This is a genomic window from Collinsella sp. AF05-9, from assembly GCF_003465595.1.
Classification (GTDB): Bacteria; Actinomycetota; Coriobacteriia; order Coriobacteriales; family Coriobacteriaceae; genus Collinsella.
The window spans coordinates 1-13,594 of the sequence record NZ_QSBB01000023.1 but is presented as its reverse complement, the minus strand read 5'-3'; the positions used below and the strand labels follow the sequence as shown (position 1 = coordinate 13,594).

The 13,594-nt window shown below is 59.6% G+C and carries 9 protein-coding genes and 1 tRNA gene; 2 read left to right on the top strand and 8 right to left on the bottom strand.

Translation table 11 applies throughout. The features are described from left to right. Nucleotides 1-102 precede the first annotated feature (102 nt). Nucleotides 103-1,008, top strand: coding sequence for a peptidoglycan-binding protein (locus DWV43_RS07315; RefSeq protein ID WP_199569413.1), 906 nt, complete (start codon nucleotides 103-105; stop codon nucleotides 1,006-1,008). Nucleotides 1,009-1,046: 38 nt separating this feature from the next. Continuing rightward, nucleotides 1,047-1,121 (top strand) — tRNA-Gln (locus tag DWV43_RS07310). Nucleotides 1,122-1,667: 546 nt separating this feature from the next. On the opposite strand, the gene DWV43_RS07305 is transcribed toward DWV43_RS07310, so the two are convergent. The 8 genes from DWV43_RS07305 to acpS all read right to left on the bottom strand — a co-directional run bounded on the left by DWV43_RS07305 (nucleotide 1,668) and on the right by acpS (nucleotide 13,431). Further along, nucleotides 1,668-3,857, bottom strand: a complete 2,190-nt coding sequence (locus tag DWV43_RS07305) for a hypothetical protein (protein WP_158569845.1) — start codon at nucleotides 3,855-3,857, stop codon at nucleotides 1,668-1,670. A 183-nt stretch (nucleotides 3,858-4,040) separates the two neighbouring features. Continuing rightward, nucleotides 4,041-5,930 carry a carbon starvation protein A gene (locus DWV43_RS07300; protein ID WP_117817704.1) on the bottom strand — a complete coding sequence of 630 codons (1,890 nt, stop codon included), beginning with the start codon at nucleotides 5,928-5,930 and terminating at the stop codon, nucleotides 4,041-4,043. 677 nt (nucleotides 5,931-6,607) lie between these two features. Further along, nucleotides 6,608-8,992 carry a tRNA (adenosine(37)-N6)-threonylcarbamoyltransferase complex transferase subunit TsaD gene (gene tsaD, locus DWV43_RS07295; RefSeq protein WP_117648325.1) on the bottom strand — a complete coding sequence of 795 codons (2,385 nt, stop codon included), beginning with the start codon at nucleotides 8,990-8,992 and terminating at the stop codon, nucleotides 6,608-6,610. After that, nucleotides 8,979-9,485, bottom strand: coding sequence for a tRNA (adenosine(37)-N6)-threonylcarbamoyltransferase complex ATPase subunit type 1 TsaE (gene tsaE / locus DWV43_RS07290; protein ID WP_089573670.1), 507 nt, complete (start codon nucleotides 9,483-9,485; stop codon nucleotides 8,979-8,981). The genes tsaD and tsaE overlap by 14 nt, the downstream gene beginning before the upstream one ends. Nucleotides 9,486-9,497: 12 nt before the next feature. Then, nucleotides 9,498-10,118, bottom strand: a complete 621-nt coding sequence (locus DWV43_RS07285) for a uracil-DNA glycosylase (RefSeq protein ID WP_117565042.1) — start codon at nucleotides 10,116-10,118, stop codon at nucleotides 9,498-9,500. An 8-nt stretch (nucleotides 10,119-10,126) separates the two neighbouring features. Beyond that, entirely contained in the window at nucleotides 10,127-11,272 is a 1,146-nt protein-coding gene (alr, locus tag DWV43_RS07280; protein ID WP_117817706.1) for an alanine racemase, read from the bottom strand. Nucleotides 11,273-11,274: 2 nt separating this feature from the next. Continuing rightward, nucleotides 11,275-12,891 carry an NAD(P)H-hydrate dehydratase gene (locus DWV43_RS07275; protein WP_117758009.1) on the bottom strand — a complete coding sequence of 539 codons (1,617 nt, stop codon included), beginning with the start codon at nucleotides 12,889-12,891 and terminating at the stop codon, nucleotides 11,275-11,277. Beyond that, a complete protein-coding gene (gene acpS / locus DWV43_RS07270; protein WP_117817708.1) occupies nucleotides 12,892-13,431 on the bottom strand; it encodes a holo-ACP synthase in 540 nt (179 codons plus the stop codon). Nucleotides 13,432-13,594 lie beyond the last annotated feature (163 nt).

Sequence of the window (13,594 nt, the reverse complement as noted above, 5' to 3'; positions counted from 1 at the left end):
CAAGTTGCTACACTGTTGAGTGCATGTTTATGCATTGTCTCGCGTTGTCTATCCGACACGCGCTCAAAATAGTACGAATCGTACGCCGAAAGGGGTTCGTTCATGGAACCTATTACCACGGGCATGCAGGGAGCAGCCGTCGAGGATGTTCAGTCCCGCCTTCTGCAGCTCGGCTATACAATCGATGACGCCGAGGTTGTCGACAAGCGCTTTGGCACCACCACCGAGCAGGCCGTCAGCACCTTCAGGCTCGACAGCGGCCTTGCTGCCGGTCATGCCGTCGATATCCCCTGTTGGAGCGCCCTGGTCGACGCCTCGTATAAGCTGGGCGACCGCACCCTGTATCTGCGCATGCCCAATTTCCATGGCGCCGATGTGCAGGCCCTGCAGCGCGCTCTCAACGTTTTGGGCTTTGCCTGCGGCGAGGACGACGGCTACTTTGGTCCGCATACCGAGGCCGCCCTGCAGCAGTTCCAGGAAAATGTCGGCCTGTTTGCCGACGGCATGGCCTTCCAGGACACCTACGCCTACATCAACCGCCTGCACCATGTGTGGGAGGGCAAGCCCTCGGTCACCGAAGCCGAGTCTCGCATCGGTTTTGCGCGCGCCGCCAACGTGCTCGAGCGTTTCCAGATTGCCGTCATCGGCGAGGACCCTATCGCGCGCAGCGTAGCATCGCGCATGTGGAACATCGCCACGGCGACGACCGACAGCAGCGGCATGATGCTTTGCGATTCCGAGGTTCCGACCGATGTCGACCTGGTGCTCGAGATTGCAAGCGACGGGTTGCCTGCAGACGCCGCCCCGCGCGCCACGATCGCCCTCGCCGAGTGCCACAACCTGGCCCAGCGCATCCGTACCGCCAATGTCGCCGCACAGCAAAAGCCGGCACGAATTCGCATCGAGCTCACCGGCATGACGCGTTACAACGGCACCTTTACCGCCAGCGACGCCCAGACGCTCGCGGTACGCCTGCTCGATGGTGTTTGCGATGCCCTCGCAGATTAGGTAAACTAGACGAGTTGCTTTTGGGCAACACCACACATTGGGACGTAGTTCAACGGTAGAACTCCGGTTTTTGGTGCCGGCTGTTGGGGGTTCGAATCCCTCCGTCCCAGCCATTAAAACTGAGCGCCCTAAGCCCATAACGGCCCAGGGCGCTTTCTTGTGGGCAAGCGGAGGGATTCGAACCCGCAAGGGTGCGGAGCTGAGGAAACGCGAAGCGTTTTCTAGCGCAGCACGCAAGGAGCGAAGCGACGCAGCGGGGCGCGGCCGCCGAAAAGGCGGACGCGGAATCCCTCCGTCCCATATCAGTAACGGGCTCCCCGCATCTCGACTTTCCAGCCAAGCCGAAACTTCTCGCGCAGGACGAGAAGTTGCAAAAGGTAGATTTTCAGGCATGTCCCAAAAATCCACCCTCAAAAGACAGGCGCCCCAAGCCCATTAGAACCAAGAGCGCCTTACATCTAGAAAATATCAGCCCAGTTCCGAAAAGCGAGCCGTCTGCGACAACCAAGTAGCCGCCGGCCCGGGAGAGCGGGGACACCGACTTAGGTTTATCGCGAGTTCCGCACGAACAGGAGGCCACTTAATGTGGCCTCCGTCGTGAGCAGGACTGTAGAGCAGGAAACCTAAGTCGGTGTCCCCGCTCTCCCGGGCCGGCGGAACTAATTATTCAGCATGCGGTCGAAGCTTCCCGAGTCGCCATCCCGATAGTCGGCGGTCATCAGAATCTCCTGCGGAATGCGCCCGCCCTCGCGCAGCACATTGCGGAACTGCACGCGCGTGACCATGGGCAGATCCTTGATCGTCGCCGCCAAGTTCTGCGGCACGCCCTGGTTGGCAGCCGCGGGCTCGCACTCTCCGCCGGCCTTCACGCGACGCTTGTGCTCGGCGAGCATGGCGCGGTACATGCCGGCATGCAGGCGAATCTCAACCACATTGGCATTGCGAGCCTGCTCGACGATGCGCGCGCCCTCGCGGTCGATATCGCCCACGTAGTAGACGTAGTTAAAGCGATAGCCGATCTCGGCCAGATAATCGTCCAGGGCATGCGAGACGCTCGCTTTGCATCCGCCGCCAAAAATCACGCCGCCCACCTTGATGCCAAAGAGCTTGGCGTGCTTGCGGCCACGCAGCAGCTTGACGATCTCGTCATAGGTGTCCAGGTTCTCGACCATAATGAACGGCTTATCGGCGCCCAGCGTAAAGAAACCCGTAAAGTGCACGGGGCGGTTGGGGGCGACCTTGATCGCCTGCATGCTGACGCCCTTTTCGGTCATGCGCCTTATTAGGCGCTCACCGTGCTTGCCGTCAAAAGCCTTCTCATCGTTAAAGATCTGGTAGGCACGCTGGCGGCGCGAGGCAACCGGCGTATCGGCACCTCGGTTCTGCTCGATCCAAGCCTGGATGATTGCGATTTCCTCGGCAATCTTGCGGTTGGACATCTCGTTGTGCTGAGTGCGCTGCGGAGCCTTTTTGCCGTCCTTGCCCTCGACCTTTACGATCTGTGTCTGCTGCTCCTTGATCTTAGAGAGCGCCGTAGGCGTAGGGACAACTTTGAGCAGCTGCCTGCCCAAAACGCGGGCAAGGGCAAACGCCGATACCTCGCCGTGGACGGCCGACTCGGGCTGCTGGGTAGCACTATCAGCCGCGGCAGGCTCAGCCTGTGCATGAGGCTTACGCTTGGAATCTGCCCGGGTATTACGTTTCTGCTTGGGCGCAGACGAGCGCTTTTGCGGACGATCGGACTTGGCCTCCTTCGCCGGCTGGCGCTTGACCTGATCCACCGGAGTCTCGGCCTTCTCATCTCCGTTTTGTGTCGCTGCCTTCTCGGCCGCGGCCTCGGCATTTGAGCCACGACCGCCGCGGTGACGACGACGGGGCTTGCCTGAGGTGCTCTCCCCCGCCTGCTTATCAGCGGTCTGTTGAGCTTTGACCTCAGCGTCAGCCGCAGGCTGCGACTCGGAAGGTTGCTGCTCGCGAGTCGCCGGCTCAACGGTTTTCTCGGTTTGTTCGGCCTTCTCGGCCTGAGCGGGCGAAGCCGGCTCGCCCTTCTCCTGACGCCTTACGGGATACGCGCGCCTCGCAAAACCACGCCCGGGACGGCATGAACCCGGAGCCTTCTTGGCAGACTCCTCAACATCGTCTGCAGCCTCGGAAGGCTCTTCAACCTCATGCGCGACATCCTGCTGCGCAGCCTTAAAGTGGGCACCACGGCGACGCTGGGGCTCCTGGGCCTCCACGGGCTTTTGCTCCTTCGCGGGCCTCTGCGACTCGGCAGCAACCTCGTTCTCAACAGCCTCGGCATCCGTCTCACCCTTTTGAGCAACGGCACGACGGAAGCGCTCCTGCTGGGCGCGGCGCTGCGCATCGCGCTTGCCACCCCCGCCAAAACCGCCGCGTCCCGCCTTGGCCGTAAAGGCACGCACGACGTTCTCATCGAGCAACTCATCGGTATCGACATGCTCACGCGGAGCAGCTTCTTCCACAGCAGGCACGTCAGCGGAATCCTCGACGACAAAATCTTCGACGGACTCGGCAGGCTGCTCCTGGGCATCGCGGATCTCGACATTGATGGTATAGAACGCCGGGCGCCCGTTAATGCCGCTGCCCTCGATCTTGGTCACGATATTTGCCGCGATAAGCTCATCGCGCATCGCCTTGGTGTCGCATTCCTTATCGACGGAGCGGAAAATCTGCGCCAGCGCGCTCGACTTAATCTTGAGCGCCTTGCGGCAGAGCAGGTCGTAGGCAACCAGCTTGGCGCGCTCGGCAGAAAGCGATGTCTGGCTGCTCAGACGCTCAGCCAGAGCATCGACATTGTTTTGATTATCGGAATATACCGTCTTGGCCACGGGGCCCCTTTCATATGCACACATATACGTCCATATGGTACAACGCACGAGCCTATCCACGCAAAACATCTGCGAGAACGCCCTTGCACCACCTGTTCTCACAAGAAAAAAGACCGGGTCCGCTTGATTGCGGACCCAGTCTTTCCGAGTCAAATAGATGGGAGATTCAACCCGTCCGACCGACTAGGCCTTGGCGGCCTCGGCGTCGGCAGGAGCTTCAGCGGCAGCGGCGCGACCGTACTCGGCCTTGCCCATCTCGGACCACTCGGGCTCCTCGTCGGGCATGGAGCCGGCCTCCTTGCCGAAGAACTCCTTGAGACAGTTGACGGCAACGATGAGGCCCAGGACCATCAGCAGGACGGCGAAAACGAGCTGCAGGCCCTTGGTGGCGGCGACGGAGACGGCGGCCGTGGTGGCGGTAGCCGGGATGGTGCCGAAGAAGCCGTAAGCCTGGACAGCGGTCATGCAGCCCATGGCGCTCTGGACCAGCGAGGTGAAGGTGCAGCAGAGCAGGAAGGCGACGGGCACGTAGAGCATCCAGCCCTTGCGGCCGGTGCACTTGCAGAACACGGCGAGGGTAATCATGGTCATACCGCCGAGCAGCTGGTTGGAAGCACCAAAGAGCGGCCAGATGTTGGCATAGCCGCCAAAGGCGAGGGCGAGACCGGGAAGCAGGGTGACGACCGTGGCGAACCAGGGGTTGCCGAGAACCTTCATGTAGCCGGCCTTGGACTCGATGGCCAGGGCGTCGTTGGTCTGGGCAAAGAACTCGGAGAACGAGGTGCGGGCGATGCGGGCGACGGCGTCGAGCGAGGTCAGGGCCAGAGCGGAAACGTTCATGGTCATGAAGACGGTAGCGAACGTACCGTCAACACCGAAGGCCTGCATACCGCGGGAGATACCAGCGGCGAAGATCTGGAACGGGGTGGAAGCGACGCCGGCGTTGAGGGCGCCGGTACCGGCGGTGTTCATGTCGGAGAACATGATGCCGGCGACGATGATGGCAAGGATGCCGACGAAGGACTCGACGATCATGGCGCCATAACCGACCTTGACGGCGTCCTGCTCCTTCTCGACCTGCTTGGAGGAGGTACCAGAAGAAACGAGGCTGTGGAAGCCGGAGAGGGCACCGCAGGCAACGGAAACAAACAGGACCGGGAACATCATGCCAGAAGCGCTGGAGAAGCCGGTAAAGGCCGGAGCGGTGATGGTGGCCTGGCCGTTAACACCCAGGACGACGATACCGAGGACAGCGCAAACGATCATGACGATCATCATGATGGAAGTGAGGTAGTCACGCGGGGTCTTGAGCATCTGGATGGGCATAGCGCCAGCGAAGACCAGGTAGACCATGACGACGGCGAACCACTGGAACTTATCCAGGTAGACCGGGAACTGCATACCGACGGCAAACATGAGAACCATGAGGACCACGCCGGTGACGAACTCGGTAGCACCGGTGAGGTTGAACTTCTTCTGGGCCCAACCAAAGGCGATAGCGACGAAGGTGAACAGGATGGAGATGGTACCAGCGCAGCCGGCGGCATAGGACTTGGTGAAGTCGATGGCACCGGTAGCAGCACCAGAAGCGTCAACGGCCGGGGTGAACATGAACGTCTTGCAGACCATGTCGGTGAAGGCGGCGATGACGATGATGCAGAACAGCCAGCAGAACAGCAGGAACAGGCGACGGCCGGTCTTGCCGATGTACTTCTCGATGAGCTGAGCCAGGGACTTGCCGTTGTTCTTCATCGAAGCATACAGAGCACCAAAGTCGTGGACGGCGCCAAAGAAGATGCCGCCGACGAGGACCCAGAGCACGACGGGCAGCCAGCCAAAGGCCATGGCGACGATCGTACCCGTGACAGGGCCAGCACCGCAGATCGAGCTGAACTGGTGCGAGAACGCGGTAAAGGCGGAGACGGGTGAGAAGCTCTTGCCGTCCTTCATGCGCTTGGCCGGCGTGAGGGCCTCTTTGTCAACGCCCCACTTGTTGGCCAGCCAGCGGCCGTAGCCCAGATAGCCGCAGGCGAGCACCGCCGCGGCCACAACCATGAGCAAAACTCCGTTCATTACATTTCCTCCTCTAAAAAGAACTTCCTAGACATAAAAAATGAGGGCCGTCGGTTGCGCTCGACGGCCCTCATCTTCATCAGCCGCCCGTTATCGTACGGGCTAGCTGTATGTGCTAACCCGCATCAGATAATTACTACGCTGATAATGTTTAGCTGATGCGTGAACATGTCTAAGAAATCCTCTTCAATCATGATGCGAACGATCCGTGCGTGTTCACATCCCCCAGTGGATGAAAAGCAGTATGAAACTTTAGTTACCTAAAGTCAACGCAAATTTGTAATGAATTTTCAACTTTTTTTGAAATTCTCGGTATAAAACGCCACTGACCTCGGACTTTACCCAACAAAAGTTTTTGCATGAGAGATGCCCCTCGGGAGCCGCGGGAGCTCCCATCCCAAATGCGGAGCAAAGCTCCGCACACCATCTTTTTCTTTCAGCTAAAGCACGCCGGAAATTCGACGCAGCTGGCTAACCTTGCCGGACGTTGTCGACGCCAAACCAGCTCAGAAGCTATATCGATACAGAAAGGTCCCCGGACGGAGGGGCCGGATATAAGGTTTATCGCGAGTTCCGCACGCAAAGAAGGCCACTTAATGTGGCCTTCGTCTTGCGCAGGACTGTAGAGCAGGAAACCTTATATCCGGCCCCTCCGTCCGGGGACCGCGCCGTACCAGCTACAGCGTCATGTTTGGATCGGCGTCGACGTCGAACGGCGAGATTTCACCTCGGTCGAATTTACGGCGGGCGACCTCCGCGATCATGGCAGCGTTATCGGTGCACGCCGAAAGCGGCGGTACCGTCACGCGGATCCCCTGACGCCCAAGCTTCTTGATCATCATCTCGCGCAGATGCGGATTAGCCGAGACGCCGCCGCCGATGCAGTATTCCTTGCATCCGGTGGCATGCAGGGCGTTTTTGGCCTTCTTGTACTGAACGTCAAAGACGGCTGCCTCAAACGAAGCCGCCAGATCGGGCAGGTGAATCGTGCGCCCGGCCTTGGTCTCCTGCTCGATGTAGAGCGTCACGGCCGTTTTAAGACCCGAAAGCGAGAAACGATAGTCTCCCCTGCTGTTAAGCGCGCGAGGAAAATCGATCGCCTTGGGGTTGCCCGTCTCGGCCAGCTTGGAGATGATGGGGCCACCGGGATAGCCCAGACCCAACGCCTTGGCTACCTTGTCGAAGGCCTCGCCCACAGCATCGTCGAGTGTCTCACCAAGTACCTCGTAGTCGCCCCATGCCTTCACGTGCACGAGCATGGTATGACCGCCCGAGACGAGCGTGAAGATAAACGGCGGCCTGAGATCGGGCTGCGCCAGCAGATTGGCGAACAGATGGCCCTCCAGATGGTTGACGCACACGAGCGGTTTACCGGCGGCATAGGCAAAGCCCTTGGCGAAGGCGACGCCCACTACCAGAGCACCCACCAGGCCCGGACCCTGTGTCACGCCAACAGCGGCGAGTTCGCTCGGCGCGATGGCTCCACCCTCAAGACCAAGCGATGCTGCGGCATCCTCGAGCGCCGCATCCACGACACTCACAATCACCTCAACGTGTTTGCGCGAGGCGATCTCGGGCACCACGCCGCCAAAGCGGGCATGAAAATCAATCTGTGTCGACACCTGGTTGGCCAGCATATTGCCATCCGCATCGATAATCGCCACGGCCGTCTCGTCGCAGGAACTCTCGATAGCGAGCACTAGGCGGCGGCGCTCAATTTCGGCACGCTCCCCCTCGGAGCGCCCAGGCGCAGGCAGCGGCCATACGCGCTGCTCTGCCGCCGTCGGCTCGGGCGAAGCATTGTCGACCGGAAGCACCAGGGGCAGCGGAGCCGTCATGACGATGGCGTCCTTGCCGGCACCATAGTAGCCGCGGCGACGGCCAGCCTCGGTAAAGCCCAGAGCGTTATAAAGCGCGATCGCTCCCTCGTTACCGTCCTCGACCTCGAGCGAAGCCGTGGTGCAGCCGAGCATCTGGGCATCATAGCTCACGTGCGACAGCAGCTTGCGGGCAATGCCCTCACGGCGATGTGCCGGGTCGACGGCGACATCCAGAATCTGCACATCACCGTCCACGACCATACCGCCGGCAAGGCCCAGCAGCTTGCCGTCGTCGTGTGCCACCCACCAACTACGCGGCGCAGCGACGTCCTCGCCCAGTTCGGACAGGAACATGCCCGGCGTCCATGTCTCGTGTCCGGCACCTTCAAAGCAGGCAGCCTCCAGCGCGCTCGCGCCCTCGGCATCCGCCGCGCCCATGGGACGGAACTGCAGATGACGACCGGCGAGCTCATCGGCAACACCCGTAATTTCGCTCTGCGCACTCTCGGCAAGACCAAGACGCTTGCGCTCGTTTTCCTCGGCATCCGAAAGGCGCGTGTAAATCGGCAGGACGCGGGCCGGATCGCCGTCACCCGCAGCGTGCGCGAGCAGCAAGCCCTCGCCCGAAGGCCACCACAGGTCGCGCTCCACGCAGCGGGCGGCCTCGTCCTCACCCAGCAGCTTGCCATAGCGCACGAGACCGTCACCGGTCAGCTGAACCTGGCCCCAGTCCGCTGCTTGGCGCCACTCATCGAGCGCCACGGCGGCCTTGACCACGTGTTCGCGCTCAAATTGACGCTCGGGACCCTCATCGACCAGCATATACAGCGCCGGATATACCTCACCGCGCATAGCATCGGCCAAGATACCAAGCTTGCCGCGCACGCCAGCCTTCCACGCCGTCCAAGCGCAAGCGTCGAGCGTCGACACGCCCAGCAGCGGAACATTGGCACCACGCGCGAGGCCCTTGGCAGTGGAGATGCCGATGCGCACACCCGTAAAGGACCCCGGGCCGCGGCCGACCACATAGCAACCAACATCGCTGCGATCCAGACCGGCTTGAGCCAGCACGCCATCAACGGTATTCACGAGCTCAACGTTGGCGTGACGGCGACACATGTGGTCGCCACTCACGAGCTTCGTCTCACCCGTCTGCCCATCAATCCAGCTTGCCGCGCAGGCAAGCATGTCGGTCGAGGTATCGAGCGCCACCACCAGCGCGTTGTCGTTATGCAAGCTCATCTTGTACAGCCTTATCAATCAAATGGGAAAGCTCCATTGCGCGGTCACCGTGCGCCTCAAGCGTTATCGTTCGCACATCGCTGTCGCCCTCATCACGCCTGAGCGTCACCGAAAGATACTCATCCGTCAGCTCGTCCTGGAATTGTTCGCCCCATTCCAGCAGGCAAGCACCCTCATAGCCCAGCACATCGAAAATGCCCGTATCCTCGAGCTCGTAGGCATGCTCCAGGCGGTATAGATCAAAGTGAAACAGCGGAATACGACCTTGATCGTGAACGGCCATGAGCGCAAACGTAGGACTCGTAACCATATGCCCATCGCCCAGCCCGCGCGAGACGCCCTTGGTAAAGTGAGTTTTGCCCACTCCCAGGCCACCGGTCAGGATGAGCACATCTCCGTCCTCAAGGCACGGTGCAATTAGCTCGCCAAAGTACTCCGTATCGGCAGCGCAAGTCGTTTTGTAAGTACCTACCCCCAGGCGCTCCAGGGACATATATGCTCCTTATTATTCCGAGGCGTCCTCTGGTGCGGGATGTCGCCCCAGATAGTCGCCCAGCATCTTAAAGTCTTCCTCCAGCAGCTCCTGCCACGCTGGATTGCGTAGCGCTGCTGCCGGATGGAAAGTGGGCATCACCACAAAGTGCCCCATCTGATGGAACCTGCCGCGCAGCTTGGTAATGCCGATCTCGGTCTTGAGCACAAAGTGCGTTGCGGGGTTGCCGAGCGTCACGATGATATCGGGCCAGATGCTTCGAATCTGCTCGCGCAAAAACGGTGAGCAAGCCAGCACTTCCTCGGGGCGCGGATTGCGGTTTCCCGGCGGGCGGCACTTAAGCACGTTGGCAATGTAGACGTCTTCGCGTTTGAGCCCCGCCAGCGACAAAATGCCGTTGAGGTCCTCGCCTGCCGCCCCCACAAAGGGCTCGCCCTGCAAATCCTCATTACGGCCCGGCGCCTCGCCAATAAACATCACGCGAGCGCGGGGGTTTCCCACGCCAAACACGATGTTGTGGCGCGACTGGTAAAGCTGGCAAAGGTGACAATCGCCCAGAACGGCCTCGATCTCCTCGAGTGCGACCTCACGCGGCGCCTGATGGCTATGGCCGGGAATGTGCATGACGCCCATAGCGACTCCTACACGTAGACCTTGTCGAGACGCATACCAAAGCCGCAAGCGACCTCGTAGTTAATCGTGCCGCGTAGGCGCGCCATCTCGTCCATGGTAATCTCGGCATCTCCATCGCAGCCGACAATGATCATCTCGTCACCATACTCGGCCTCGGGAATCTCATGCGCCGGGTTGGACTGAATGGCGACCATAAACTGATCCATGCAGATATTGCCAACCTGATGCACGCGCTCGCCGCGATACAGCACATCCATACGATTGGAAAGCGTACGCGAAAGGCCATCGGCATAACCGATCGGAAGGGTGCAGATCTGAACGCGCGTGCGCGGTACGCGGTAGGTAAAGCCGTAGCCCACGCCCTCGCCCATCGCAGGATGCGCCACGCGCGTCACACGCGCGTGGACGCTCATGACGGGATCAAGCTGCATCACACGACCACTCAGCTCACATGGCTGCAGACCATACAAACCGATGCCGGCACGAATCATGTCAAAGTGCATTGAAGAATCGAGCATCGAGGACGGCGTATTGGCACAATGCACGATACCGCATTCAAAACCTGCGTCCTTAATGGCCTGAACGGCCTCGGTAAAACGCTGGCACTGCAGCTTGTAGTCCCAACCCGAAGGTTCATCGGCCGTGGCAAAGTGCGTAAATACGCCGTCGCACTGAATACCGCGATGGAAGCTGATGCCGCGGACAAAGTCGAGCACCTGTGTGTAGTGAACGCCGATACGATTCATGCCCGTCTCGATGGCAAGATGGTACTTGCCCACCTTGCCCGCCGCGACGGCACATTCGCCATACGCAAGAGCAAAGTCAGACGTATAGACCGAGGGCATGATATCAAACTCGAGCAACGTCGGAATAGCCTCGATAGGCGGCTCGCTTAGGATGAGGACGGGTTTCGTATTCCCGCCCTGTCGGAGCTCAACGCCCTCGTTAACCGTCGCCACGGCAAACATGTCGGCACCGGCCGAATACATGATCTTGGCGCACTCAACAGCTCCATGACCATAAGCATCGGCCTTGACCACGCAGCACAGGCGCTGACGCGGATTCAGCAAGTTCTTATAGGCCCTCGTGTTGCGACGGAGCGCCCCGCGGTCGATCTCGACCCAGGACCAGCGCGTCAAATCGGCTTTATTCATGATTAGTCATCCGACCCTTCGTCCATGATTCCCAGATCTTCGAGCGCATCCTTTGCCGCCAGCTCCATGGCAGGACCGATCAAGTCGATAAGATCGGTCGCGATGACGCTCTTCTCACCATACTCCGTCGCCGCGGCAAAACCGGCGTAGCTGTGAAGTGCGACGGCGTACGAGTACAGCAGCTCCCAGCGATCCATATCGTCACGCATAGTTGCCAGCGTGCCGGCAAGGATGCCAGCGAGAACATCGCCGGAACCGGCAGTCGCCAACGATGCCGGGCCCGACAGCGGCAGGAGCACGCGCTCAACACCGCAAATAGCCGTCGTTGGCCCCTTGGCGATGACGACAAGGTTATCGGAGCCCGCAGCCCAGACAACCTTCTGTGCGGCAGCGATTGCCGTCCCCAAATCGTTGACCTCGTCACCGGCAACCAAACGTGAAAGCTCACGATAGTGCGGCGTCATGACCAGCGGTTGCTCACGGCGATACATCTCGGGATTACTGTCGATACCGTCAATCGCAATCTTAGAGAGACAGTTGAGCGCATCGGCGTCCAGGATAAGCGGAACGTCGAGCTCAAGTAGGCCAGAAACCACCTGCATAGCGCCGGCGGATGTCGTCATGCCCGGTCCGCACAAAACGCAGCTGTACTTCTTAGCAATCTCGCATACCGTCATGCGCGCTGCGGCGCCAAAGGAGCCACGGGAATCGGAGGGAATGGCGAAGACTGGAATAGACGGAAGCGCCATGCGAATGAGATTAGCGCAGGCATCGGGCGTTGCGACGGCGACATATCCAGCACCGGCACGTGCCGCGGACTTAGCGGCCATAATAGCGGCACCGGGATACTGTGCCGAACCAGCAACGATGAGCACCGAGCCACGAGAATACTTATCGATATTGCTCGGCAGCGGTGCAAAATAGTCAACAAGGTCACCGGGCTCAACGATCTCGGCAGCATGATCCACGTCGTCGATCACCTCGTCAAGGCGATCGTACAGACCCCCGCATACCAAGTCGCCGGCATACTCGGGGCCATCGGCGCTATACAAACCAATCTTAGGAGCAATCATCGTCACGGTGCGCTCGGCGCGAATGCAATCATCATCGACCACGCCCGTCTCGGCGTTGAGGCCCGAGGGAACATCGATAGAGACAACGCGGTCGGCGTTTTCGTTTACAGTAGGAATCCAAATGGAGAACGGCGCACGCAGATTCCCGTGGAAACCGGTACCAAAAATGGCATCGACAACAACATCGGCCTTATCGATCAAAACCTCGAGTTCATCACGCGAGGGGCCGACGCAAACGTGCACATCGCGGCCGGCAGTACGACGAGCAACATGACGTGCCAGAGCAGCAGGAATCTCATCCGGTTCAACCGGAGAAACGATATCCACGTCCACACCCTTATGGCTCAGGATATCGGCGGCAACCCAACCGTCGCCGCCATTATTACCAAAACCGACCAAAACGAGAACCCGATCGGGATTGAGCTTCAAGACCTCGTTAGCGGCAAACTCACCCGCTAGCTCCATAAGCTCGGCCTTCGAAGTCCCTTCGCGTTCGATGATATCCTCGAGACGAACGACTTCTTCGGTACTCAAAACCGGTTTCATCTATGCTCCTAGCGTATCTTGCGAAGCATCGCCCAGGTGCTCCGTCAATGCTGAATTCTGCAGCTGCTCGAGCTCATCTAATACAGAGCGAGCCTCTTTAAATGTCTGCGCAACGCGTTTCTTGGTGCTCACCTTTTCATCTTTTGGCTTAGGCCGAGCATCTTCGGTAATCGCGATGGCATTCGCAACGGCCAAGTCTCCCGTAAGCGTAATGGAAAGAACGACCTCAACAACACCCAGTTCTTGAGCGATCTCGAGAGCACGGCCCGAAAGCAGCGCCTTCGGTTTGCCGAGTTTATCACGCGTAACCGAAACATCCTTGCGACCAACGCCTTGACTAAAACCCGTGCCGAGAGCTTTAAGTACCGCCTCGCGCGAAGCAAAGCGGCTGGCATAGTGAGCAGCGGGACGCGATGATGCATCACAATACGCACGCTCTTCTTCGGTAAACACACGCCGAGCAAACGATGGCGTCTTTTCAAGAATTGATTTCATGCGGGAAATCTCGACGATATCAACGCCGATACCAGCTTCAGCCATGTTCACCTCCATATCGCACAGACTAAGTTATTGTAGCCCGTTCACAGAAGATGCGACAAACGAGGGTTATAAAACACAGCTACTATGTGAGACAAAAGCCCGTAAACGCAAAAAAAGGGGGAGGCCGCGAGGCCTCCCCCTTCTTCAAGTCATCAGACGGCTC